The sequence below is a fragment of the Variovorax sp. 679 genome (assembly GCF_003952185.1).
Classification (GTDB): Bacteria; Pseudomonadota; Gammaproteobacteria; order Burkholderiales; family Burkholderiaceae_C; genus Variovorax.
This window is the reverse complement of record NZ_RXFS01000007.1, coordinates 75,305-101,422: the sequence shown is the minus strand read 5'-3', so window position 1 is coordinate 101,422 and position 26,118 is coordinate 75,305. Positions and strand designations below refer to the sequence as shown.

At 69.5% G+C, this 26,118-nt stretch carries 17 protein-coding genes; 15 read left to right on the top strand and 2 right to left on the bottom strand.

Going from position 1 to position 26,118, the window contains the following annotated elements:
* Positions 1 to 5 precede the first annotated feature (5 nt).
* Positions 6 to 638 (bottom strand): LysE family translocator, encoded by a 633-nt coding sequence (locus EJO71_RS18890; RefSeq protein WP_125950485.1) that lies wholly within the window; start codon positions 636 to 638, stop codon positions 6 to 8.
* 382 nt (positions 639 to 1,020) lie between these two features.
* Here EJO71_RS18890 and EJO71_RS18885 point away from each other — a divergent pair, with 382 nt between their 5' ends.
* Positions 1,021 to 4,071, top strand: coding sequence for an autotransporter outer membrane beta-barrel domain-containing protein (locus EJO71_RS18885; RefSeq protein WP_240651462.1), 3,051 nt, complete (start codon positions 1,021 to 1,023; stop codon positions 4,069 to 4,071).
* A 49-nt stretch (positions 4,072 to 4,120) separates the two neighbouring features.
* On the opposite strand, the gene EJO71_RS18880 is transcribed toward EJO71_RS18885, so the two are convergent.
* Positions 4,121 to 4,831: a GntR family transcriptional regulator gene (locus EJO71_RS18880; RefSeq protein WP_125950487.1), complete on the bottom strand. Its 711-nt coding sequence runs from the start codon at positions 4,829 to 4,831 to the stop codon at positions 4,121 to 4,123.
* Between the two features lie 326 nt (positions 4,832 to 5,157).
* Here EJO71_RS18880 and EJO71_RS18875 point away from each other — a divergent pair, with 326 nt between their 5' ends.
* From EJO71_RS18875 to ubiA, 14 genes are all read left to right on the top strand, one after another.
* Positions 5,158 to 5,898, top strand: coding sequence for a DUF969 domain-containing protein (locus EJO71_RS18875; protein ID WP_125950488.1), 741 nt, complete (start codon positions 5,158 to 5,160; stop codon positions 5,896 to 5,898).
* 5 nt (positions 5,899 to 5,903) lie between these two features.
* Positions 5,904 to 6,860: a DUF979 domain-containing protein gene (locus EJO71_RS18870; RefSeq protein ID WP_125950489.1), complete on the top strand. Its 957-nt coding sequence runs from the start codon at positions 5,904 to 5,906 to the stop codon at positions 6,858 to 6,860.
* A 9-nt stretch (positions 6,861 to 6,869) separates the two neighbouring features.
* Complete coding sequence (pcp, locus tag EJO71_RS18865; RefSeq protein ID WP_125950490.1) at positions 6,870 to 7,556, top strand: pyroglutamyl-peptidase I; 687 nt, start codon at positions 6,870 to 6,872, stop codon at positions 7,554 to 7,556.
* A gap of 41 nt (positions 7,557 to 7,597) precedes the next feature.
* A complete protein-coding gene (locus EJO71_RS18860) occupies positions 7,598 to 8,365 on the top strand; it encodes a 5-oxoprolinase subunit PxpA (RefSeq protein ID WP_125950491.1) in 768 nt (255 codons plus the stop codon).
* Positions 8,366 to 8,367: 2 nt separating this feature from the next.
* A complete protein-coding gene (locus EJO71_RS18855) occupies positions 8,368 to 9,933 on the top strand; it encodes an urea amidolyase family protein (RefSeq protein WP_125950585.1) in 1,566 nt (521 codons plus the stop codon).
* 10 nt (positions 9,934 to 9,943) lie between these two features.
* Complete coding sequence (locus tag EJO71_RS18850; RefSeq protein ID WP_125950492.1) at positions 9,944 to 11,674, top strand: biotin carboxylase N-terminal domain-containing protein; 1,731 nt, start codon at positions 9,944 to 9,946, stop codon at positions 11,672 to 11,674.
* 11 nt (positions 11,675 to 11,685) lie between these two features.
* On the top strand, positions 11,686 to 12,675 hold the full coding sequence (locus tag EJO71_RS18845) for a TRAP transporter substrate-binding protein (protein WP_125950493.1): 990 nt from the start codon (positions 11,686 to 11,688) through the stop codon (positions 12,673 to 12,675).
* 292 nt (positions 12,676 to 12,967) lie between these two features.
* Positions 12,968 to 20,476 carry a non-ribosomal peptide synthetase gene (locus EJO71_RS18840; protein ID WP_125950494.1) on the top strand — a complete coding sequence of 2,503 codons (7,509 nt, stop codon included), beginning with the start codon at positions 12,968 to 12,970 and terminating at the stop codon, positions 20,474 to 20,476.
* Between the two features lie 4 nt (positions 20,477 to 20,480).
* Positions 20,481 to 21,800: a nucleotide disphospho-sugar-binding domain-containing protein gene (locus tag EJO71_RS18835; RefSeq protein WP_125950495.1), complete on the top strand. Its 1,320-nt coding sequence runs from the start codon at positions 20,481 to 20,483 to the stop codon at positions 21,798 to 21,800.
* 29 nt (positions 21,801 to 21,829) lie between these two features.
* Complete coding sequence (locus EJO71_RS18830) at positions 21,830 to 22,051, top strand: MbtH family protein (RefSeq protein WP_125950496.1); 222 nt, start codon at positions 21,830 to 21,832, stop codon at positions 22,049 to 22,051.
* Between the two features lie 169 nt (positions 22,052 to 22,220).
* Positions 22,221 to 23,456 (top strand): acyltransferase, encoded by a 1,236-nt coding sequence (locus EJO71_RS18825; RefSeq protein WP_125950497.1) that lies wholly within the window; start codon positions 22,221 to 22,223, stop codon positions 23,454 to 23,456.
* A gap of 77 nt (positions 23,457 to 23,533) precedes the next feature.
* On the top strand, positions 23,534 to 24,499 hold the full coding sequence (locus EJO71_RS18820; protein WP_125950498.1) for a LysR substrate-binding domain-containing protein: 966 nt from the start codon (positions 23,534 to 23,536) through the stop codon (positions 24,497 to 24,499).
* A 152-nt stretch (positions 24,500 to 24,651) separates the two neighbouring features.
* Positions 24,652 to 25,227, top strand: coding sequence for a DNA starvation/stationary phase protection protein (locus EJO71_RS18815; protein ID WP_125950499.1), 576 nt, complete (start codon positions 24,652 to 24,654; stop codon positions 25,225 to 25,227).
* A complete protein-coding gene (gene ubiA / locus EJO71_RS18810; protein ID WP_171022455.1) occupies positions 25,217 to 26,116 on the top strand; it encodes a 4-hydroxybenzoate octaprenyltransferase in 900 nt (299 codons plus the stop codon). Before EJO71_RS18815 ends, ubiA begins: the two co-directional genes overlap by 11 nt.
* Positions 26,117 to 26,118 lie beyond the last annotated feature (2 nt).

Below are 26,118 nucleotides of genomic sequence, written 5' to 3'. Positions count from 1 at the left end.
AAGGATCAGGCGGTGGGTCGGCGCGTGAACGCCAGGATCAGTCCGAAGCCGACCATCATGCTGCCGCTGATGCGGTTGAACCATTGCATCGCGCGGCTGCCGTCGGCAAGCCGGCGCATGCGCGCGCCCAGCAGCGCATAGAGCGCGATCGCCACCAGCTCGAACACCAGGAAGGTCAGGCCCAGCAGCACATAGCTGGAGGCGTACGCGCCCGGCACCACGAACTGCGGGAAGAAGGCGGTGAACACCAGGATCGCCTTCGGGTTGCCCGCCGCCACGGTGAACTCCTGCCGCACCAGCGCGCGCATGGAAGGCGGCGCGGACGCGTCGCGTGCCTGCACCTCGGCCGTGGGCGCCGGCGCGCGCAGCAGGCGGATGCCGATCCACACGAGGTAGGCCGCGCCGATGTACTTGATGACGTCGAAGGCCAGCTCCGACGCCACCAGCACCGCGCCCATGCCCAGCCCCGCTATGGCGATCATGACCGCGAAGGCCACGAGGCGGCCGCTCGCCGCGATCACCGCGGGCGACACGCCGTGCTTCGCGCCGTTGGTCACCGACAGCAGGTTGTTGGGGCCGAAGGCCATGTTGATGGCGAAGCAGGCCGGCAGGAAGAGCAGGTAGCTGGAGAGGTTCATGGTGACATCCTGCAACGCAGATAACGAGGGGACGAAGAAGGTTCGCCATTATCCGCAGCGTGCGCCGCGTGTACGACGAAAGCTCATTACTGCAACAATGATGCAATAGAGCAAGAGGATTTACGCCGACGAAAGTTGCGCGCAAGGCGTCTTGTTCTTCAGGGAAAAGACCGGCCGCTTCGAGGGAACTTCCTTCCTAGACTGCCCCGCTTGGCAACGGCACCCTCACTTCCGCATCGCCCACCGGCACCGTCTTCGACGACCGCGTGCCGCCGCGGTTCCATCCCCGGTTCTTCCTTCCACGGCATGTGTCACGCGCATGCCCGTGGGGCCTGGTGCCTGCCATCCAATCCAACAACGCACTTCACGGAGGAAAGTCGCAATGACTTCGAAGAGGATGAAAAAGCTCGCGTTCGCCATGGCCGCCGCAGGCCTGGCAACGCACCAGGCATGGGCTATTCAAAGCTACCCCGGAGACCCGGGAATGATCGGCTCGCCGGCCAGCTGGCGCACCGCCGAGTTCCTGCGCGACTGGGGCCTGCGCGCGATGGGTGCCGAGTACGCGTATGCGGCGGGCGTCAGCGGCATGGGCATCAAGGTCGGCGAGGTCGATTCGGGCTATGACGCGTCGCATCCCGAGTTCGCGGCCTCGCGCTACCAGGGCGTGCTCGTGGGCACCATTCCCGGCGCCTACAACGCGGCCTACAACGACCGCCACGGCACCCACGTCGCGGGCACCATCGCGGCCAATCGCGACGGCGGCAGCGCCGTGGAGAACATGCACGGCGTGGCCTTCAACGCGAACCTCTTCGTCGCCAACACGGCGAAGACCGACAGCGCCAACTTCGGCAGGCCGGTGCCGGGACAATCAGCAACCATCACGGTCGACGACCAGCACATCGCCGATGCCTACCGGCAGGCGAACGCACAGGGTGTGCGCATCATCAGCACCAGCTGGGGCAGCCCGCCGACCGGCGAGCAGTACAACACGCTCGCGCAGCTTCACACGGCCAATGGCTACTACGTGGCCAACAACACCTGGATCCAGGGCGCGTTCGACGCGGCCAAGACCGGCACGCTGATGGTGTTCAGCGCGGGCAACGGCGGCTGGCTCAACCCGAGCCCGCGCGCAGCGGCGCCGTACTTCGACCCGAAGCTCGAATCCAACTGGCTCGCCGTGTCCGCCCTGCGCACCACGGGGCAGACCTTCAACGCCGACGGCTCGGTCAACGTGCCCGGCACCCAGAACTACAACAAGTGCGGCGTGGCGAAGTGGTCGTGCGTCACCGCGCCCGGCGTCGCCATCAACGGCACGGTGCTCGGTGGCGCCTACGCCTCGCTGAACGGAACCTCGATGGCCGCGCCCCACGCCTCCGGCGCGCTCGCGCTGATCATGGAGCGCTTCGGCTACATGACGAACGAGCAGGTGCTCACGGTGCTGAAGACCACCGCGACGCAGAACGCCACCATCGCCGACGCGGCCGGCACCGGCACCGTCGCCAACCCCGAGGCGGGCCAGCAGGTCAAGGTGCCCGACGTGGTCAACGGCTGGGGCACGCCGAGCCTGCGGCGCGCGATGAACGGGCCCGGCCAGTTCATCGGGCCCTTCGCGGTCAACACGCAGGGGCAGAACGACACCTGGTCGAACGACATCTCCGACATCGCGATCCGCGCCCGCCGAGCGGAAGACATCGCCGAGGCCGCCACCTGGGAGACGACCAAGCAGACGCGCGGCTGGACCACGGGCCTGCCGCCCGGCGCCAGCGATGCGGACCGCAGCGAATACGCCACCGGCACGGCCCGCGAGGCCGCGCGCGCCACGCGGGTCTACGCAGGCAGCCTCGAAAAGCTCGGCGTCGGCACGCTCACGCTGAGCGGCCAGAACAGCTACACCGGTAGCACCGCCGTGAACGGCGGCACGCTCAAGGCCGGTGCGACGAACGCCTTCAGCGGTGCGTCGGCCCATACCGTGGGCGCGGGCGGCACGCTCGATCTCGCGGGCTTCAGCCAGAAGCTGCCTTCGCTGGCCAACAGCGGTGTCGTCTCGCTGGTCGGCACCTCACCGGGAACCACGCTCACCATCACCGGCGCCTACGTGGGCAGCAACGGCACGCTGCGGCTGGGCACCGCCCTCGGCGACAGCGGCAGTGCGAGCGACCGGCTGGTGCTCGACGGCGCAGGTGCCAGCGCCAGCGGCCGCACAACGCTGCAGGTCACGAACCTCGGCGGGCTCGGCGCCCTGACCAGTGGCAGCGGCATCGAACTCGTCAGTGCGCTCAACGGCGCAACGACGACGGCACAGAGCAGCAAGGACGCGTTCACGCTCGCGAACGGGCACGTCGATGCGGGCGCCTACGAGTACCGGCTGCACGCGGCCGATGCCAATGGCGCCGGCGAGAACTGGTATCTGCGTTCCGCCATGCAGGTGGGGCCCGGGCCGGTGCTGCAGATCCCGACCTATCGCACCGAAGTCCCGATGCTCGCGGCGCTGCCCGAGCAACTGCGCCAGGGCAGCCTCGCCATGCTGGGCAGTTCGCGCGTGCGCATGGGCGATGACGATGGCATCGGGCGCAACGACGCGGGCGATACGCTCGACGGCCCGCGACGCAGCGCCTGGGGCCGCATCGTGGGCACGAGCCTGAAGACGCGCCAGCAGGGCACCGTGAGCCCGGCCACCGAAGGGCGCCTGACGGGCCTGCAGGCCGGCACCGACCTGTGGGCCGACCGCAACTGGCGCGCCGGTGTGTACGTTGGCCGGCTCGAAGGCGATGCCAGGGTCAGCGGCTTCGCGCGCGGCGTGCCCGGCCTCGCCGTCGGCAGCACCGACCTGCGCAGCGAGTACCTCGGCGCCTACGGCAGCTTCACGAACGACACCGGCTTCTACGCCGACGCCGTGCTGCAGGGCGGCCGGCATCGCTACACGGCGGCTTCCTTCGACGGCTCGGCTTCCGCCTCGGGCAAGGGCAACAGCACGCTGCTCTCGCTGGAAGCGGGCCAGAGCTTCCCGCTGGGGGGCGACTGGAAGATCGAGCCGCAGCTGCAGCTGGTGCATCAGCGCCTGAAGCTGGGCGACGTGAATCTCTTCGGCGCCCGTGTCGCGCAGGATGCCGACAGCGGCTGGACGGTCCGCGCGGGCCTGCGGCTCAAGGGCCGCATCGCGATGGACGCTGGCGTGCTGCAGCCGTATGCGCGGCTCAATGTCTATCGCAGCAGCAGCGGCACCGACGCGGCGCGTTTCATCGGCCCTGCGGGCTCGACCGACATCGGCACGCGCACCGGCGGCACCAGCACCGAGGTGGCGGCGGGCGCCACGCTGTCCATCGGCGAACGGACCAGCCTGTACGCGGAAGCGGGCAAGCTGTTCGCATCGGGCGGCGATTCGCGCGTCAGGAGCGGCATCAACGCCAGCCTTGGCGTGCGCGTGAAGTGGTGAGATAGGTCACGGGCCGGGGCGCGGAAGGAGCGGCCCGTTCCCTGCTCGTTCAGCTGTCGATGCCCCCCTCGGGCATGCTCCGCGCGTACACCGCCAGCACGATGCGCTCGGAGTGCACCAGGTAGTCGTTGAGCGCCGCCGAGCCCTCGGCGAACTTGCCGGCCTCGATGAGTTCGAGCAGCTTCATGTTCATGTCCACGTAGGGCGCGTGCAGGAACTCCGGGTCCTTGAGCAGGCCGAAGGCCAGCCGCAGCTCGACGAGGATGTGCGCGAACAGGTTGTTCAGCCGTTCGCTGTCGGCCAGCTCCACGATGGCCATGTGGAACTCCATGTTGGCGGTGCCCACGCCCAGCCAGTCGCCGGCCTCGCGGCACTTGAGCGCCATCTCCACCGCCTCGCGCATGTGCTTCTTGGCCGGGTGGCGCGGATAGGCCTGCGCCAGCGCCTGGCATTCGATGAGCCGGCGCACGCGGTAGATGTCGATGATCGACGCGATGCTCGGCACCGCCACGAACACGCCGCGGTTCGGCGCGTGCTTGAGCAGCCCTTCCTTGGTCAGCGTGCGGAACACCTCGCGCAGGGTGTTGCGCGAAATCTCGAAGCTGTCGGCCAGCGCGGCCTCGGACAGCCGCTGCCCCGGCAGGAACTCGCCCTTCACGATCTTCTGGCGAATGAGCTCGGCCACCCGGTCGTTGAGCGTCTGCATGCCGGCGGCCGGCGCAGCGGGGGCGGATGAGGGCGTGGAGGCCGGTGGAGTCATGCCGGAAGAGGACCGCAAGGAGGGTGGAAGGGGCGGAAAGCGCATCGGAAGGCGCGCCGCGACCGCGCGTTTTTAGCAGGTTTTCCCCGCCGGACCGTTGCTTGCCGGGCGCCGCCCGATGCACCAAGTGCTGGCGCGCTCAGGGTTTTCATGGAGTCGGATTGGCACCTTTGTTGGGCACACTCGCATAAATTGTTCAACAATTTCCATTAAATGAGTGATTCATAAGAAACGAATTGCTCATTCATTGGCACGCAGTTTGCAAGCAGCGGCCAGCCGGCGCCTCCGCGCAAGGTGTCTCCGAATCACCCGAACGAAAGACCAACATGACTCCTGACATCCCTCACCTGTGGCCGCTGATCGGCGTCGCCGTGATCATTGCGGGCTTCGTCCTGCGCTTCAATCCGATGCTGGTGGTGATCGTCACCGCCATCGCCACGGCGATCGCCGCGGGCTTCGGCCCGATGGCGATCCTCACGGCCATCGGAACCGGGTTCATCAAGACCCGCAACCTGCCGCTGATCATTCTTCTGCCGCTGGCGGTGATCGGGCTGCTGGAGCGCCATGGCCTGCGCCAGCACGCGCAGAACTGGATCAGCCGCATCAAGTCGGCCACCGCGGGGCGCCTGCTGATCGTCTACCTCGCAGCGCGCGAACTCACGGCGGCCATGGGCCTCACCAGCCTGGGCGGCCATCCGCAGATGGTCCGTCCGCTGCTCGCGCCGATGGCCGAGGGCGCCACCGAGACGCGCTACGGCAAGTTGCCCGACCGCATCCGCCACAAGCTGCGCGCCTATGCGGCGGCCACCGACAACGTGGGCCTGTTCTTCGGCGAGGACATCTTCGTGGCCTTCGGCGCCATCGTTCTGATGACCACCTTCCTGCACGAGGCCGGCATCGACGTGGAGCCGCTGCACATCGCGATGTGGGGCATCCCGACGGCCATCGCCGCCTTCATCATCCACGCCTGGCGCCTGCGCCGGCTCGACCAGGCGCTGGCGCGTGAACTCGACGGCGCCCCGGCGTCCGACGTGCCCGCCGTTCCCGCCACGCAAGAAGGACGCTGAGCATCATGATCCTCTCGATCCAGCATCTCTACATCCTGGTCGGCCTGATCCTCGCGATCACGGCGGTCATGACGCTGGCCGACCGCCAGCACCCCAAGCGCTACACCAGCGCGCTCTTCTGGGGCCTCTATTCGCTGGTCTTCCTGGTCGGCGACAAGCTGCCGCCGGCCGTGGTCGGCGTGGGTGCGATCGCCATGGCCGTCATCGCCGGCCTGCGCGGCGTCGGTGCGGGCAAGCACAACGAGCCCACGCCCGCCCAATACGAAGCCAGCGCGAAGCGCCTGGGCAACAAGCTCTTCATGCCGGCGCTGGCGATCCCGCTGGTCACCGTCATCGGCACCGTGCTGATGAGCAAGGTGAAGATCGGCGACGCCTTCCTGCTCGACCCCAAGAACACCACGCTGGTGAGCCTGGGCGTGGGCTGCGTGGCGGCACTGGCGCTGGCCTGCTGGCTGACGCGCGAGACGCCGGTGCAGGGCATGCGCGAGTCGCGCCGCCTCACCGACGCGCTGGGCTGGGCCGTGGTGCTGCCGCAGATGCTGGGCATGCTGGGCCTGGTGTTCTCCGACGCCGGCGTGGGCAAGGCCGTGGCGTACATCACCACGAGCTACATCAACATGGACATCCGCTTCGTCGCGGTCGCGGTATACGTGCTGGGCATGGCGCTCTTCACCATCATCATGGGCAACGGCTTCGCAGCCTTCCCGGTGATGACGGGCGGCGTCGGCGTGCCGGTGCTGGTGGGCGTGTACCACGGCGACCCGGCGGTGATGGCGGCCATCGGCATGTTCTCGGGCTACTGCGGGACGCTGATGACGCCGATGGCGGCCAACTTCAACATCGTGCCGGCGGCGCTGCTGGAGCTGCCCGACAAGAACGCGGTGATCCGCGTGCAGATACCGACGGCGGCCGCACTGCTGGTGGTCAACATCTTCCTGCTGTACTTCCTGATGTTCCGCTGAGGCCCCCGCATGACCACCGATGACAAGGCACCCCGGGTGCTGGTCGCGGGCTTCGAGCCTTTCGAGAACGATCCCGTCAACCCCGCGTGGGAGATCGCCCGCGCGCTCGACGGCTGGGCCTGCGAAGGCGCCGTGGTGCAGGCGCTGCAGCTGCCCTGCGTGTTCGGCCGCGCGATCCATGTGCTCGATGCCGCCATGGCGGGCATCGTGGCCGCGAAGGCGCCCCTGCCGCTGGTGCTGTGCATCGGCGCCGCGGGCGGGCGCACCGAGATCTCGCTGGAGCGCGCGGCGCTGAACGTCGACGACGCGCGCATTCCCGACAACGCCGGCTACCAGCCCATCGACATCGAGGTGGTGGCCGATGGCCCCGCGGCCTATTTCTCGACGCTGCCCATCAAGGCCATGGTGCGCGACATGCGCGCAGCGGGCCTGCCGGCGGCGGTGTCCAACAGCGCCGGCACCTTCGTGTGCAACCACATCTTCTACGCGCTCATGCACCGCATCGCGACCTGGCCCGCGCTCGCGCACACGCGCGGCGGCTTCGTGCACGTGCCCTACCTGCCGGAGCAGGCCGCGTCCAAGCCCGGTGTTGCGAGCATGGCGCTCGCAACGCAGGTGGAAGCCTTCCGCGTGGCGATACGCACCGCGCTCATGGTGCGCCAGGACGTGCGCGAGACGGCGGGCCGCCTGCATTGACGAACCATGGCGCGCACCGCCGCGCGCCGGAGACGAACACGATGAACATCGACTTGAACAGCGACCTCGGCGAGAGCCTGGGCGTATGGCGCATGGGCGACGACGCCGCCATGCTTTCCCTCGTGAGCAGTGCCAACGTGGCCTGCGGCTTCCATGCGGGCGACCCGGCCGGCATCCTGCGCACGCTGCGCCAGGCGAAGGAGCGTGGCGTCGCCATCGGCGCCCACGTGTCCTACCGCGACCTCGTGGGCTTCGGGCGCCGCAACATGGACGTCGAAAGCGCGGACCTGCGCGCCGACGTCATCTACCAGATCGGCGCGCTCAAGGGCCTCGCCGCCGCGGCCGGCACCACCGTGCGCTACGTGAAGCCGCACGGCGCGCTCTACAACACCATCGCCCACGACGAGCGCCAGGCGCGCGACGTGATCGCCGCCATCCGCGAGATCGACGCGAGCCTTGTTCTGGTGGCATTGGCCGGCTCGCCGCTGCTGGGCTGGGCGCGCGACGCGGGCCTGCGCGTGGTGGCCGAGGCCTTCGCCGATCGCGCCTACACGCCCAAGGGCACGCTGGTGTCGCGCCGCGAACCCGGCGCGGTGCTGCACGACGCCGGCGAGGTGGCCGAACGCATGCTGCGGCTGGCCTCCGAAGGCGTGGTCACGGCCATCGACGGCAGCACGGTGCGCATCGAGGCCGAGTCGGTCTGCGTGCACGGCGACAGCCCGGGCGCGGTCGAGATGGCGCGGCAGGTGCGCGCGCGGCTGGAGCAGTCGGGCGTGGCGATCCGGTCTTTCGTGGATTCAGCTGCATGACGATGCGCTTCCTGCCGGTCAACCTGAATGCGGTGCTGGTCGAGCTCGACGACCTGCCGCAGACCCTCGCGCTGCTGGCCTCGCTGCGCGCGGAACCCATCGCGGGTATCGAGGAGCTGGTGCCCGCCGCGCGCACGCTGCTGATCACATTCCGGCCGGCCGCGATCGCGGCCGATGAACTCGCGCGGCAGGTCGGCGCACGCAGCCTCGACGCGTGCGAGACGCGCATCGACAGGCGCATCGAGATCCCCGTGCGCTACGACGGCGAAGACCTCGCCGAGGTGGCCGGCCTGCTCGGCATCACGCCCGGGGAAGTGGTGCGCCGCCACACCGGCAGCGACTACACGGTCGCCTTCACCGGCTTCGCGCCGGGCTTCGCGTACCTCTCGGGCGGGCATCCGAGCCTGAACGTGCCGCGCCGCAAGGTGCCGCGCACGCGCATTCCGGCGGGCGCGGTCGGCCTCGCGGGCAGCTTCAGCGGCGTCTATCCGCAGGCCAGCCCGGGCGGCTGGCAGATCCTCGGCATCACCGATGCGCCGATGTGGGACCTCTCGCGCGAGACGCCCGCGCTGCTGCAGCCGGGCGACACAGTGCGCTTCGTCGACGTCACAGGCCAGCCGGGCGCAGAGCCCAAGGCTGCCGCGCCCGCGCGATCGCAACCAGCGGCAACGAACGGCGGCAGCGCCTTCGAGATCCGCGCCACCGGATTGCAGGCGCTGCTGCAGGACGGCGGCCGCCAGGGCCAGGCGAAGCAGGGCGTCTCCGCTTCCGGCGCGATGGACCGTCGCTCGCTGCAGGCGGCCAACAGGCTCGTCGGCAATGCTTCCGACGCCGCATGCATCGAGATCGCGTACGGCGGCTTCCAGCTGGCATGCCGCGGCGACGCAGTGGTTGCCGTCACCGGTGCCGAGGGCCCCGTCACCCTCACGCGCGCCGACGGCGCGACGTGGCCGCTGCAGCGCTACCAGCCCGTCGCGTTGGCCGACGGCGACCTGCTCGCGCTGGGCGAACCGGCCGCCGGCATCCGCAGCTACATCGCCGTGCGTGGCGGTTTCGACATCGCGCCCGTGCTGGGCAGCCTCTCGACCGACACGCTCGCGCGCGTCGGCCCGAACGCCATCGCAACGGGCGACGTGCTGCCCGTGCGCGCGGTGTCTGCCGGCGCCCTGGTCGGCGAGCCCGAGGCGCCGCCGGCCGATCTGCCAACCGTGCAGGAGGAAGTCGTGCTCGACATTGTGCTCGGCCCGCGCACCGACTGGTTCACGCCCGACGCGGTCGAGCTGCTGTGCAGCCAGTCGTGGACCACCACGCCGCAATCGAACCGCGTCGGCATCCGCCTGGCCGGCGAAGTGGCTCTGGCGCGCGCCAACCACGACGAGCTGCCCAGCGAGGGCACGGCACGCGGCTCGATCCAGGTGCCCGCGAGCGGCCAGCCCGTGCTGTTCCTGGCCGACCATCCGCTGACCGGCGGCTATCCCGTGATCGCCTCCGTCGCCACCCATCACCTGGACCGCGCGGGACAGATCCCCGTGAATGCGCGCGTCCGATTCAGGCCCATGGCCCAGTGAAAGCCTCCACATGAAGAAACTCCTGATCGCCAACCGGGGCGAAATCGCCGTGCGCATCGCGCGCGCCTGCGCCGATCACGGCGTGCAGTCGGTCGCGGTGTACGCCGACGCCGACCTGAATGCACTGCACGTGCGCATGGCCGACGAGGCCTACGGGCTCGAGGGCAACAAGCCCGCCGACACCTACCTGAACATCGCCAAGCTGCTCGCGGTGGCCGAGCGCAGCGGCGCCGATGCGGTGCATCCGGGCTACGGATTTCTTTCCGAGAGCGCGGCATTCGCGCAGGCCGTCATCGATGCCGGCCTCACCTGGGTCGGCCCGTCGCCGGCCGCCATCGCGATGCTGGGCGACAAGGTGCAGGCCCGCAAGCTCGCGATGAAGGTCGGCGCGCCGCTGGTCGCGGGCACGGCCGACCCGGTGAAGAACGCGGGCGAGGTGCTCGCCTTCGCGGAGAAGCACGGGCTGCCGGTCGCGATCAAGGCCGCGTTCGGCGGCGGCGGGCGCGGCATCAAGGTGGCGTGGCGGCTCGACGAAGTCGAAGGCCTCTACGAATCGGCGGTGCGCGAGGCGGTGACGGCCTTCGGGCGCGGCGAGTGCTATGTCGAGCAGTTCCTCGACCGCCCGCGCCACGTCGAGGCGCAGGTGCTGGCCGACACGCACGGCAACGTGGTGGTGCTCGGCACGCGCGACTGCTCGCTGCAGCGCCGCAACCAGAAGCTGGTGGAAGAGGCGCCCGCGCCCTTCCTGAGCGACGCGCAGCGCGAGCGCATCCACCAGGCCGCGCGCGACATCTGCGCGGAAGCGGGCTACACGGGCGCGGGCACGGTCGAGTTCATGCTGAGCACGACCGGCGCGATCTCCTTCCTCGAAGTGAACACGCGGCTGCAGGTGGAGCACCCGGTGACGGAGGAAACCACGGGCATCGACCTCGTCATCGAGCAGTTGCGCGTTGCCGACGGGCTGCCGCTGTCGATCACGCAGACGCCGGTGCCGCGCGGCCACTCTTTCGAGTTCCGCATCAACGCCGAGGACGTGGGGCGCGGCTTCCTGCCGTCGCCGGGGCCGGTCGATGTGTTCGAGGCGCCCTCGGGGCCCGGCGTGCGCGTCGATGCCGGCGTGGATTCGGGCTCGCAGGTGCCGGGCACCTTCGATTCGCTGATGGCCAAGCTCATCGTCACCGGCGCCACGCGCGAGCAGGCCATCGCGCGTGCACGGCGTGCACTGAAGGAATTCCGCATCGAGGGCCTGCCGACCGTGCTGCCCTTCCATCGCGCGGTGATGGCGCATCCCGATTTCGTTTCGGGCGATGTCTTCAAGGTGCATACGCGCTGGATCGAGACCGACTTCGCCAACGGCGAAGCGCCGGCCCTGCGCCCCGATCCGCTGCCTGACGCTGCATTGCTGCGCACGGCGATCGAGGTCGATGGACGGCGCATGGCGCTGGGCCTGCCTGCCGTGCTGCTGAGCGGGCTTTCATCGGCGGCTGGCGGTGCGGTTGCGGCTCCTGCCGCGCAGGCGCCGGCAGCGGATGCCGCAGCAGTGGCTGCGCCCGTCTCCGGCACGGTGCAGGGCTGGAAGGTGGCCGATGGCGACGAGGTTGCCGAAGGCGCGGTCATCGCCGTGATGGAGGCGATGAAGATGGAAATGCAGGTGCTCGCGCATCGCGCGGGGCGCATCGCCTTCGCGGTTGCAGCAGGCGGCTACGTGGCGGCCGGCACCGCCATCGCGACCATCGGCTGAGGGGCCGCGCCATGGACCGTGCCCGCATTTCCCGACGCGACTTCGCGCTGCTGGCGTGCGGCGCGGGCGTCCTGCCAGCGGCACGAGCGGCTGTCGTTTGGCGGCTGGCCACCGGCTATCCGGCGGAGAACTTCCACACCGCCAACCTGCTGGCCATGGCGAAGGACGTCGAGGCCGCGACCGGCGGGCAGCTTCGCATCGAGATCCATCCCGCCAACACGCTGTTCGCGCTGAACGCCATCCGCGCCGCTGTGCAGGAGGGCAAGGTCGAGGCCGGCGAGGCCATCATGAGCAGCCTCGCCGCCGACGTGCCGCTGGCCGGTGCCGACTCCGTTCCCTTCATCACCCGCAGCTATGCCGACGCGCAGATGCTGTGGCGCATCCAGCGCCCGCTGATCGAGCAGGCCTTCGCGCAGCGCGGGATGCGCGTGCTCTGTGCCGTGGCGTGGCCGCCGCAGGGCCTGTACTCGACACGGCCGCTCGGCGGCGTGGGCGACCTGCGCGGCATGCGCATGCGCGCCTACAACGACACGACCGCGCGCATCGCGACGCTGATGGGCGCAGTGCCCGTCGACGTTCCGGCCACCGGGCTCGACAAGGCCCTGGCGGAAGGCCGCATCGACTGCATGCTGACCTCCGCGGTGACCGGCGTGGAAAGCCACGCGTGGCAGTCGATGCGCTACTTCTACGAGATCAACGCGTGGTTTCCGAAGAACCTCGTGTTCGTCAACGGCAAGGCATGGGACGCCCTTGCCCAATCCTCGCGCAACTCCCTGGCTGCCGCATGCGCGGTAGCCGAAGCGCGCGGATGGGCCCGCAGCGCCGAGGTGGCGGCCCGTTCCACCGACGAATTGCGGCGCAACGGCATCAAGGTCGAGCCGGTTTCCTTCCTGCTCGGGCGCGACCTGCAGCGCCTCGGCGAGAACTTTTCGCTGAACTGGGTCAAGCAGGTCGGCGTGGCCGCCAACGACATCTTCATTCCGTATTTCGAGAAGCGCTGAAGCCGCGCTCCGGAGGGAAAACCCTACACCCAGGAGATGAAGTTGTTGCATTGCAACATTCCATTTCCCGCGCTTCCTGTTGCGGTTACGACTAAAGCCATCGGATTTGGCAGCCGCTCATCGGGTGACCACTTCCCGATGAAATCTTTCTTGCTCAACGTCTCACGTGAAATGTTTTCACCCGAGAAGCTGTCTCTGAAATTGTTGAAACAGCTTGTACATTGATTCGGAGTTTGCGAATGTGTCTTCAGGACACATTCACCTCCGATTCATTCAAGACGTGGAGAAGTTCATGAGCACGGTCGAACCTCTGGGTGACGCATCTGTCCTCACTTCGGGCCAGATGGCGATGTGGCTCGGCGCCAGGTTCGCCTCGCCCGACACCAACTTCAATCTCGCCGAAGCCATCGACATCGAAGGCCCGATCGATCCCGACGTCTTCTTGGCCGCGATGCGGCAGGTGACCGGGGAAGCCGAAGCGACGCGCCTGAGCTTCGTCGACACCGCGCAGGGGCCGCGCCAGGTGGTCGCACCCGCCTTCACGCGCGAGATGCCCTACCTGGACTTCAGCGGCGAGGCAGATCCGCTCGCAGCGGCGCAAGCGTGGATGCAGGCCGACTTCAACCGCAAGGACGACCTCGCGCGCGACCAGCTGTGGATGTCCGCGCTGATCCGCATCGCGCCCGAGCGCCACGTCTGGTACCACCGCAGCCATCACATCGTGCTCGACGGCTTCGGCGGCGGGTTGATCGCGCGGCGCTTCGCCGACGTCTACACCGCGCGCATCGAAGGCACCGAAGTACCTGATGCGTCGCGCCTCGCGCCCATCTCGCAGCTGGCCGAGGAAGAGAAGGCGTACCGCGAATCCGGCCGCTTCCCGCGCGACCGCCAGTACTGGACGGAGCGCTTCGCCGACGCGCCCGATCCGCTGAGCCTCGCTTCGCACCGCTCGGTCAACGTCGGCGGCCTGCTGCGCCAGACTGCGCACCTGCCGGCCGCCAGCGTACGGGCGCTGGCCGACATCGCGCAGCAGCTCGGCACCACGCTGCCGCAGATCCTGATCGCCACCACCGCGGCCTACCTGTACCGTGCCACCGGCATCGAGGACATGGTGATCGGCATTCCCGTCACCGCGCGCCACAACGACCGCATGCGCCGCGTGCCGGCGATGGTGGCGAACGCGCTGCCGCTGCGGCTCGCGATGCGCCCGGACCTGCAGGTGCCGGAGCTCATCAACGAAGTGGGCCGGCAGATGCGGCAGATCCTGCGGCACCAGTCGTACCGCTACGAGCACCTGCGCAGCGACCTGAACATGCTGGTGAACAACCGGCAGCTCTTCACCACCGTGGTCAACGTCGAGCCCTTCGACTACGACTTCCGCTTCGCGGGCAGCAGCGCGAAGCCGCGCAACCTGTCGAACGGCACGGCCGAGGACCTGGGCATCTTTTTGTACGAGCGCGGCAACGGGCAGGACCTGCAGATCGACTTCGACGCCAACCCGGCGATCTACACCGCGCGGGAACTGGCTGCTCATCAGCGCCGGCTGCTGGCCTTCATGACGGCGGTGATCCGCCAGCCCGACCAGGCCATCGGCCACATCGACCTGCTGCAGGCGGGCGAGCGCGAACAGCTGCTGGTGACGTGGAACGACACGGCCCACGCGGTGCCCGACACCAACCTCGTCGCGCTGATCGAGGCGCAGCTTGCGGCCAACCCGCAGGGCGTCGCGTTGCGCTTCGACGGCGAGGCGATGAGCAACGAGGAACTGAACCGCCGTGCCAACCGTCTCGCGCACCTGCTGCGTGCGCGCGGCGCGGGGCCGGAGCGCACCGTGGCGCTCGCCATTGCGCGCTCGTTCGACCTGATGGTGGCGCTGCTCGCCACGCTGAAGACCGGCGCGGCCTACCTGCCGGTGGACCCCGACTTCCCGCAGGACCGCATCGCCTTCATGCTCGGCGACGCGCAGCCGGCGTGCCTCGTCACCACCGCCGCGCTTGCGGAGTCGCTGCAGGTGAGCTCCCCGACACTTCTGCTCGATATAGAGCAAACGTTTGCGGACTTGGCGAATAGCGACGACGCCGATCACGGCATCGACATCGATCCCTCGCGCCCGGCCTACGTGATCTACACCTCCGGCTCGACCGGCAGGCCGAAGGGCGCGGTCGTGTCGCACCGCGCCATCGTCAACCGCCTGCGCTGGATGCAGGACCGCTATCGCATCGGGGCCGACGACCGCGTGCTGCAGAAGACGCCGTCGAGCTTCGACGTGTCGGTGTGGGAGTTCTTCTGGCCGCTGATCGACGGCGCCACGCTGGTGCTGGCGAAGCCGGGCGGCCACAAGGACGCGGCTTACCTCGCGGGGCTGATCGCGGATGAAGGCATCACCACGATCCACTTCGTGCCGTCGATGCTGGAAGTGTTCCTGCTCGAACCCACGGCCTCCGCGTGCACTTCGCTGCGGCGCGTGATCTGCAGCGGCGAGGCCCTGTCGCCCGCGCTGCAGTCGCAGTTCCAGCAACTGCTGCCGTGCGAGCTGCACAACCTCTACGGGCCGACCGAGGCCGCCGTCGACGTCACCTCGTGGGAGTGCCCCCGCACGACGGAAGGCGGGACCGCCCTGAAGAGCGTGCCGATCGGCAGTCCGATCTGGAACACGCAGATGCACGTGCTCGACAGCGGCCTGCAGCCCGTGCCGCCCGGCACCACCGGCGAGCTGTACATCGCGGGCATCGGCCTGGCGCGTGGGTATCTCAACCGCCCGCTGCTGAGTGCCGAGCGCTTCGTCGCCAATCCTTACGGCCAGCCCGGCAGCCGCATGTACCGCACCGGCGACCTGGCGAGCTGGCGCAGCGACGGCAGCCTCGACTTCCTCGGCCGTGCCGACCAGCAGGTGAAGATCCGCGGCCTGCGCATCGAGCCCGGCGAGATCGAGTCGGTGCTGCTGCGCCACCCGCAGGTCGCGCAGGCCGCGGTGGTTGCGCGCGAGGACGTGCCGGGCGAGAAGCGGCTCGTGGCCTACGTGGTGGCTGCCGACGCGGCCGATCCGCAGGCGGCCGAGCTGCGCACCCACCTCGCGCAGTCGCTGCCCGAGTACATGGTGCCCTCGGCCTTCGTCAACGTGCTGGCCCTTCCGCTCGGCCCCAGCGGCAAGCTCGACCGCAAGGCGCTGCCGGCGCCCGAGCTGCAGGCGGCCACGCCCTATGCGGCGCCGCGCACGCACACCGAGAAGGTCCTCGCGGGTCTCTGGGCCGAGACGCTGCACCTGCCGCGCGTGGGCATCCACGACAACTTCTTCGAGCTCGGCGGCCACTCGCTGATGATCGTGCAGCTGATCTCGATGATCCGGCAGCAGTTCATGATCGACCTGCCGCTGGACACGCTGTTCCAGGTCTCCACCATCGCCGGCCTCGCCGAGCTGCTGGACCAGGCCTCGCAGTCGCGGCCCAGCATCACGCCGATGCCGCGTCCGGCGCGCATTCCGCTGTCCTTCGCGCAGCGCCGCCTGTGGCTGATGAACCAGCTCGAGAACGCGAACCCCGCCTACAACATGCCGCTGGCGCTGCGCCTGTCGGGCGCGCTCGACCGCGCCGCGCTGCAGTCGGCGCTCGACGACCTGATGCAGCGCCACGAAAGCCTGCGCACCGTCTACCCGAGCGAGGACGGGCTGCCCTATCAGCACATCCTCGAGGGCGAAAAGGCGCGCGCATTGCTGATCGAGGCCGACAGCAGCGAAGAAGAGATCGCCGTGCAGCTGCACGCCGCGGCCCGCACCGGCTTCGACCTCGGCACCACGGTCCCGCTGCGCCCGCACCTGTTCAGGCTGGCTGCCGACGAGCATGTGCTGCTGCTGCTCACCCACCACATCGTCGGCGACGGCGCGTCGCTGCTGCCGCTGGCGCGCGACCTGAGCATTGCCTACGCCGCGCGCAGCGAGGGCCAGGCGCCCGGCTGGGCGCCGCTGCCGCTGCAGTACGCCGACTACGCGCTGTGGCAGCAGGACCTGCTCGGCAGCGAGGACGACCCCGAGAGCATGGCCGGCCGCCAGCGCGAGTTCTGGCGCGAGACCCTGCGGGAGCTGCCCGAGCGCCTGAGCCTGCCGGTCGACCGGCCGCATCCGACGGTGCCCAGCTACCGCGGCGATGTGGTGCCGCTGCAGATTCCGGCGCACGTTCACGAGCGCATGCTGCAGCTGGCGCGCGACGGCCAGGCCAGCGTCTTCATGGTGCTGCAGGCCGCACTCGCGGGCCTGCTGAACCGGCTCGGCGCGGGCGACGACATCGTCATCGGAACGCCGGTGGCAGGACGCAGCGACCATGCGCTGGACGAACTCATCGGCTGCTTCGTCAACGCGCTGGTGCTGCGCACCGACGTCGCGGGGCAGCCCGGCCTGCGCGAGCTGGTCGCGCGGGTGCGCGCCACCAACCTCGCCGCTTATGCGAACCAGGAGTTCCCGTACGACCGCATCGTGGAGCTGCTGCGGCCCCAGCGCGGCGGCGCCAACCTGCCGCTGTTCCAGGTCATGCTGGGCTTCCAGAGCAGCAACAACAACCGCCTGTCCTTCAGCCTGCCGGGCCTGTCGCTCACGCCGCAGCCGGTGGAGGTCGACACGGCGAAGTTCGACCTGTCCTTCATCCTCGACGAGCAGCGCGGCGCCGACGGCCTGCCGGGCGGCATCGCCGGCGGCATCCAGTACAGCACCGACCTGTTCGAGCGCGGCACCGTCGTGGCCATCGGCGAGCGGCTGGTGCGACTGCTGGAACAGGCCTGCGATGCGCCCGACGCGGCGCTGGGCAGCCTGGACATCCTGGGCGAGGAGGAAAGCCGCCGCCTGCTGTCCGACTGGAGCGGCAGCACGCATGACATCGCGCCGCTCTCGCTGGCGGCCATGGTGGAGTCGCATGCCGCCGCGCGCCCCAATGCGCCGGCCGTGGTGCTCGACGACGCCACCGTCGGCTACGCCGCGCTCGACATGCGCGCCAATCGGCTCGCGCACCTGCTGCGCGGCCGTGGCATCGGTGCCGGCGACATCGTCGCGACGGTGCTGCCGCGTTCGCTCGATCTCGTAGTGGCGCACCTGGCCATCGTGAAGGCCGGCGCGGCGTACCTGCCCATCGACCCGAACCACATGGCGGGGCGCAGCGCCTTCGTGTTCGCGGAAGCGGCGCCTGCCGCCGTGCTGACGCACGCATCGCTGCTGCCTGAGCTGGCCGGCATTGCGCATTGCCTGGCGCTCGACAGCGACGAGACCGTCGCCGCGCTGGCGATCCAGTCGGACGGCCCCATGGCGCAGGCGCGCGCGGTCGATCCGCGCGATGCCGCCTACGTCATCTACACCTCGGGCTCCACCGGCTTGCCCAAGGGCGTGGTGGTGCCGCATGCGGGCCTGAGCAGCCTCGGCGCCTCTATGGCGCAGCGCTTCGCCATCGGCCACGACTCGCGCGTGCTGCAGTTCTCCTCCAGCGGCTTCGACGCCTCGGTGATGGACCTGCTCATGGCCTTCCACGCCGGCGCCGCGCTGGTGGTGCCGTCGCCGCAGCCGCTGCTGGGCACGGATCTGGCCGAACTGCTCGGCAGGCAGGCTGTGAGCCATGCGCTGATTCCACCGGCCGCGCTGGCCACGCTGCCGGAGGGTGACTACCCGTACCTGCAGACGGTGGTGGTGGGCGGCGATGCCTGCCCGGCCGAGCTGGCGGCGCGCTGGTCGAAGGGCCGCCGCATGATCAATGCGTACGGGCCGACCGAGATCACCATCTGCGCGAGCATGAGCGCGCCGATGAACGCGAAGGAAGCGCCGTCCATCGGCAAGCCGGTGTGGAACACGCGGCTGTACGTGCTCGACGACGCGCTGCAGCCGGTGCCGCCCGGCGTTGCGGGCGAGCTCTACATCGCGGGCAGCGGCGTCGCGCGCGGCTACCTGAACCGCCCGCTGCTGAGCGCCGAGCGCTTCATCGCCGATCCGTTCGGCGAGCCCGGCAGCCGCATGTACCGCAGCGGCGACCTGGTGCGCTGGCGCAATGACGGCAGCCTCGACTTCCTGGGCCGCGCCGACCAGCAGGTGAAGATCCGCGGCTTCCGCATCGAGCCGGGCGAGATCGAATCGGTGCTGCTGCGGCATCCGCAGGTGACGCAGGCGGCTGTGATCGCCCGCGAGGACGTGCCGGGCGAGAAGCGCCTCGTGGCCTACGTGGTCGCGTCGGCCGATCCGCAGCCGCTGGAGCTGCGCGCCCACATGGCGCAGTCGCTGCCCGACTACATGGTCCCCTCGGCCTTCGTGCACCTGCCGTTCCTGCCGCTGACGCAAAGCGGCAAGCTCGACCGCAGGACGCTGCCGGCGCCGGGGCAGCAGCAGGCGGCCGCGCCGTATGCCGAGCCTCGCACTGCCACAGAAAGGCAGCTGGCCGCGCTCTGGGCCGAGACGCTGCACCTGGAGCGCGTGGGCATCCACGACAACTTCTTCGAACTCGGCGGGCATTCGCTGATGGCCATCCAGCTCGGCATGCGCATCCGCCAGCAGGTGCGCGCCGACTTCCCGCACGCCGAGGTCTACAACCGCCCGACCATCGCAGCCCTGGCCGCGTGGCTCGACGACAGCGCGAACGGCGCCGCCGAGGCGCTCGACCTGTCGCGCGAACTCGACCTGCCCGCGCACATCCAGCCCCATGTGGCCCTGCCGCCGCTGATCGCGAAGCGCGTGTTCCTGACCGGCGCCAGCGGCTTCGTCGGCAGCCACCTGCTGGCCGCGCTGCTGCGCGAATCATCGGCCTGCGTGGTCTGCCATGTGCGCGCCGCCGACGAGGAAGCGGGCAAGCGCCGCCTGCAGCTCACGCTGGCGCAGCGCCAGCTCGGCGCGATCTGGGACGACGAGCGCATCAAGGTCGTGACCGGCGACCTCGGCAAGCCGCTGCTCGGCCTCGACGACAGCGCCGTGCGGCTGGTGCGCGACGGCTGCGACGCCATCTACCACTGCGCCGCGCAAGTCGACTTTTTGCACCCGTACGCCAGCCTGAAGCCGGCCAACGTCGACAGCGTGGTCACGCTGCTGGAGTGGACCGCGCAGGGCCGGCCCAAGAGCATGCACTACGTGTCGACGCTGGCGGTGATCGATCAGAACAACAAGGAGGGCACCGTCACCGAGCAGTCGGCGCTGGCCTCCTGGAGCGGGCTGGTCGACGGCTACAGCCAGAGCAAGTGGGTCGGCGACGCGCTGGCGCGCGAGGCGCAGGTGCGCGGCATGCCGGTGGCGATCTACCGGCTGGGCGCGGTCACCGGCGACCACACGCACGCCATCTGCAACGCCGACGACCTGATCTGGCGCGTGGCGCATCTCTATGCCGACCTGGAAGCGATTCCCGACATGGACCTGCCGCTCAACCTCACGCCTGTGGACGACGTGGCGCGCGCCATCCTCGGACTCGCGGGGCAGCAGGCCTCGTGGGGCCAGGTGTTCCACCTGACGAGCCAGGAAGCGCTGCGGGTGCGCGACATTCCTCCGGTATTCGAGCGGCTCGGCATGCGGCTCGAACCGGTCGGACTCGAGCCCTGGCTGCAGCGCGCGCATGCGCGGCTCGCCGTCGGGCAGGACCGAGACCTCGCGGCGGTGCTGGCCATCCTCGACCGCTACGACACTTCGGCCACGCCGCCGAAGGTCAGCGGCGAGGCCACGCATGCGCAGCTCGAAGCCATCGGCGCGGCGATCCGCCCGGTGGACCGCGACCTGCTGCAGCGCTACTTCGTCGACCTGGGCATCGACACCAAGGCGCGCCGCGCCGTCGTCGAAGCCGGCGCATCGCAGGAGGCCTGACACCATGGCGCGCTACCTCATCGCGGCGACACCGTTGCCGGGACACGTGTTGCCGATGCTGGCCATCGCCCAGCACCTGATGGGCCTCGGGCACGAGGTGCGGGTGCACACCGCGAGCCGCTTCCGGGCGCAGGCCGAGGCCACCGGCGCGAGCTTCACCGCTTTCGAGGCCGCGATCGACTTCGATCACCGCGAGCTCGACCAGCGCTTTCCGCAGCGCCAGCGCCTGCCGTCGGCGCATGCGCAGCTGTGCTTCGGCCTGAAGCACTTCTTCGCCGATGCCATGGCGGCGCAACGCAGCGGCCTGAGCGCGATCCTGAAGGACTTCGCGGCCGATGCCATCGTGGTCGACACGATGTTCTGCGGCACCTTCCCGCTGCTGCTGGGGCCGCGCGAGCAGCGCCCTGCGGTCGTGGCCATCGGCATCTCGGCGCTGCCGCTGTCGAGCTGCGACACGGCCTTCTTCGGCACCGCGCTGCCGCCTTCGTCCACGCCGGAAGGGCGCGTGCGCAACCGCGCGATGAACACCAACCTCAAGCAGGCGATGTTCGGCGAGGTGCAGCGTTATTTCGATGCGCTGCTGACCTGCGCGGGATTGCCCGTGCTGCCGGAGTTCTTCATCGACGCGATGGTCAAGCTGCCGGACCTGTACCTGCAGCTGACTTCCGAATCCTTCGAGTACCCGCGCAGCGACATGCCGGCCTCGGTGCGCTTCGTCGGCCCGCTGCTCGCGCCCGCCAGCCGCGACTTCGTGGAGCCCGACTGGTGGCACGAGCTGGACGACGGCCGCTCGGTGGTGCTGGTCACGCAGGGCACGTTGGCCAACGAGAACCCGGCGCAGCTGATCGGCCCGACGCTGCAGGCGCTGGCCGGGGCGAAGGACATCCAGGTCATCGCCACCACCGGCGGCCCGCTGCCGGCCGCGCTGAACATGGCCGTGCCGGCGAATGCCCGCGTGCTGCCTTTCCTGCCCTACGACCGGCTGCTGCCCAAGGTGCATGCGATGGTGACCAACGGCGGCTATGGCTCCGTCAACCATGCGCTGAGCCTCGGCGTGCCGCTGGTGGTGGCCGGTGCCACCGAGGAAAAGCCCGAGATCGCCGCGCGCGTGGCCTGGTCGGGCGCGGGCATCAACCTCGGCAGCGGCCAGCCGGGCGCGCGCCAGATCGGCGACGCGGTGCGCCGGCTGCTGAACGAGCCCGGCTACCGCCAGCGCGCCGGCGTGCTGCGCGAGGACTTCGCGCGCCATCGCGCGCTGACCGAAATCACCGCGGCTCTCGCGGCGCTGCGCGAGGCGGCGCCCGAGTCCATGGAAATGGCCTGAACGAAGAATCCCCTGCAAGGAAACCGAAGATGAGCAATCCGTTTGACGACAAGAACGCCAGCTTCCTGGTGCTGGTCAATGAAGAGGGGCAGCACTCGCTGTGGCCGGCCTTCATCGCCGTGCCGGCCGGCTGGGAAGTGGCGCTGCCGGCCACCGACAGGGCGGCCTGCGGCGCCTTCATCGAATCGAACTGGACCGACATGCGGCCGCGATCGCTCGCGGCCAGGGACCTCGACGCCGCCGGCGCATGAGGGTGTTCGCGCTGCACCGGCGCGGCGCCGCATGGGCGTATGCGTCGCGCTTCCGGTCGCCGGCTTCCGGTGAGCTGAACAAGGAGCGCGCAGGGCCGGCGGGAGCAGATGCCGGCGTTGTCGCAAAGGCGCCTGAAGCAGGAACGCCGCGAAGCAGGCCGCGCCGGCGATGAGCGTCTTTTCCGCCTGGCCGTACTTCGTGCTCGTGCTGGCCGTGCTTTGCATGCTGGCCCTGCCGGTCTTCCGCGTGGCCGACGAGCCGCACGGGCGCGATCAACGCACCGCGACGCTCGACGGGCTGCGCGGCTTTCTCGCGCTGAGCGTCTTCGTGCACCACCTGATGGTGACGCACGGCTACATCGTGCGCGGCGAATGGAGCTTTCCGCCGCCGGGCTTTCCCACGCTGCTGGGGCAGGTCGGCGTGGGCGTCTTCTTCATGATCACCGGCTTCCTGTTCTGGGGGAAATTGCTCGACGCGAAAGGGCGGCCGGACTGGAAGAGCCTGTACATCGGCCGGCTCTGGCGCATCGGGCCGACGTACCTACTGGCTGTGGGCCTGATGTTCCTTGTCGTTGCGTGGAAAACCGGGTTCGAGCTGAGGGAGCCGGCGGGGTCCGTGCTGGGCACGATGCTGCAGTGGCTGGCGCTGGGCATCTGGCCGCTGCAGCCGGACATCAACGGCCATGTCGGCACAGGGCTGATCCTGGCGGGCGTGACGTGGACGATCTTCTTCGAGTGGCTGTTCTACGGGGCGCTCAGGCCGATGGCGCCGATCGCGCGCAGCGGGCGGACGCCGCGCTTCGTCGCAGGCGGCCTGCTGCTGTGCCTGCTGGCGTTGACCGCCGCGGCGTTTTCGCCGGGTGCCACGCCCAATCGCCCGACGATTGCACTGCTGATCGGCGCCGTGGCCTGGGTGCTGGCGTCGTTCCTGCTGGGCATGCTGTCGGCGTGGCTGGTCCGGCGCGACGGCGCACGGCGACTGCCGGAATGGGCGGCCTCGCTGCTCGCGCTGGCCTGCCTCGTGGCCGTGTTCATCGGCTTCGAGCACATGGTCGGGCCGATCCAGGTCCTGCTGCTGTGGGGCTTCTTCCATCTGGTCTGCCGTGGCAGCACGCTGTTCGGCCTGCTGGACCTGCGCTCGGCCCGGCGCATGAGCACGGTGAGCTACAGCATCTACCTGCTGCAGGGGCTGGCGCTGACCGTGGTCTTCGCCGCGGGGCCGGTGCGGGAGTTCGCGATGGCCGGCGCGCCGCAGTACTGGCTGACCGGCACCCTTTGCGCGCTGCTGCTCGTGGCGGCCTCGGTCGTCAGCTACCGGCTGGTCGAGAGGCCGGGCATTGCGCAGGGCAGGCGGGCAAGATCCGGCCCGCGCCGCCTGCCCGCCGCACAGGCCGCGCCGCCCTGAATGCGGCGGGGCAGGCCCGATCGCCAAGACCCCAGGCCATCCCGGTCACAAACCCTTGCGCATAATTGACGCAAGCTATGACTCTCACCGAACTCAAATACATCGTCGCAGTGGCCCGCGAACGGCACTTCGGCAAGGCGGCCGAGGCCTGCTACGTTTCGCAGCCGACTCTCTCCGTTGCCATCAAGAAGCTCGAGGACGAGCTCGAAGTCAAGCTCTTCGAGCGCAGTGCCGGCGAAGTGACCGTCACGCCGCTCGGCGAGCAGATCGTGCAGCAGGCGCAGAGCGTGCTCGACCAGGCCGCCAGCATCAAGGAGATCGCCAAGCGCGGCAAGGATCCACTGGCCGGCCCGCTGAATCTGGGCGTGATCTACACCATCGGGCCGTACCTGCTGCCCGACCTGGTGCGCCAGGTGATCGCGCGCACGCCGCAGATGCCGCTGGTGCTGCAGGAGAACTTCACCGTGAAGCTGCTGGAAATGCTGCGCGCCGGCGAGATCGACTGCGCCATCATGGCCGAGCCCTTTCCCGACACCGGCCTCGCGATGGCGCCGCTGTACGACGAGCCCTTCATGGCGGCGCTGCCCAACAAGCACAAGTTCGCCGACCGCGATTCCATCACCTCGGAAGAGCTGCAGAGCGAGACCATGCTGCTGCTGGGCACCGGCCACTGCTTCCGCGACCACGTGCTGGAGGTGTGCCCGGAGTTCGCGCGCTTTTCGAGCAATGCGGAAGGCATCCGCAAGAGCTTCGAGGGCTCGTCGCTCGAGACCATCAAGCACATGGTGGCCTCGGGCATGGGCGTGACGCTGGTGCCGCGCCTGTCGGTGCCGGCAGAGGCGATCAAGCCGAAGGTGAAGGGCCGCAAGGAGCCCGAGCAGATGGTGCGCTACCTGCCGGTGCGCGACGCGCAGGACCGCGATCCGCCCACGCGCCGCGTGGTGCTCGCGTGGCGGCGCACCTTCACGCGCTACGAGGCCATCGCCGCGCTGCGCAACGCGATCTACGCGTGCGAGCTTCCCGGCGTCAAGCGCCTTTCGTAGATGGCCGCGATTCGGGGCGCCGGCCTACGCGGCCGCCGTTTTGAATCGTTGATCGCTGAGATAGAGTGGCGCTGTTGCGAAGCCGCATGCCGGCTTTCAGAATTCAGGCGTACACCCGAAACTCGAACCCGATTGAAGAAGGATCTCCCGCCATGGCCAAAGCCCTGAAGAAATCATCGCCCGCCTCTTCCGCCGGCAAGGTGCCCAAGAAGGGCGGCAAGCAGGTCGCGCAGGAGTCGGGCAGCCGCAATGCGCCCATCATCAACATCGGCATCGAGCGCCAGGACCGCGCCGCAATCGCTGAAGGCCTGAGCCGCGTGCTGGCCGACACCTACACGCTCTACCTCACCACGCACAACTTCCACTGGAACGTGACGGGCCCGCACTTCAACTCGCTGCACGCGATGTTCATGGGCCAGTACACCGAGCTGTGGGGCGCCACCGACGTGCTCGCCGAGCGCATCCGCGCGCTGGGCCACTATGCGCCGGGCTCGTACGCCGAGTTCAGCAAGATCGCCACCGTGCCCGACGTGCCGCAGAACCCGCCCAAGGCGATGGAGATGGTGCGCATCCTGGTGAAGGGCCACGAAACCGTCTCGCGCATCGCGCGCGAATTCATTCCTGTCGCCGAAGAAGCCGGCGACGACCCGACGGCCGACATGCTGACCGCGCGCTGCACTGTGCACGATCAGACGGCCTGGATGCTGCGCTCGCTCCTTGAAGACTGATTCCGCTCCCCCCGCCATCGCGCCCGCGCCCCCTCGCGGGCGTTTTGCGTTGTATCTCGACCTGATCCGCTGGAACCGTCCCGCGGGCTGGCTGCTGCTGCTGTGGCCCACGCTCGGCGCGCTCTGGTTTGCGGCGGGCGGCTGGCCCGGCTGGCACCTGCTGGTCGTGTTCACGCTCGGCACTTTCCTCATGCGCAGCGCAGGCTGCTGCGTCAACGACGTGGCCGACCGCGACTTCGACCGTCACGTGAAACGCACGGCGCAACGGCCCGTCACCAGCGGCGCGATGTCGGTCAAGGAAGCGCTGGGGCTGGGCGTGGTGCTCGCGCTGGTGTCCTTCGGGCTGGTGCTCACGACCAATCGCACGACGGTGCTGTGGTCGTTCGCGGCGCTGGCCATCACGCTGATCTATCCGTTCGCCAAGCGCTTCGTCTCGATCCCGCAGGCGGTGCTGGGCATCGCCTTCAGCTTCGGCATTCCGATGGCCTTTGCGGCGGTGCAGTCCGACGTGCCGGTCTTTGCCGCGGTGCTGCTCGCGGGCAACCTGTTCTGGGTGCTGGCCTACGACACCGAGTACGCGATGGTCGATCGCGACGACGACCTCAAGATCGGCATGAAGACTTCAGCCATCACCTTCGGCCGCTTCGACGTGGCGGCGGTGATGGCGAGCTACGCGATCTTCCTTGCGGTCTGGACCTGGGCCGGTGCGAGCCGTTCGCTGGGCGTGCTGTTCTACGCCGGCATCGCGGTGGCCGCGGCGCAGGCGCTGTGGCACTGGCGGTTGATCCGCGAGCGCACGCGCGAAGGCTGCTTCAAGGCATTCCGGCTGAACCACTGGCTGGGGTTCACGGTGTTCGCCGGCGTGGTGGCTGGCTACGCGCTGCGTTGAAC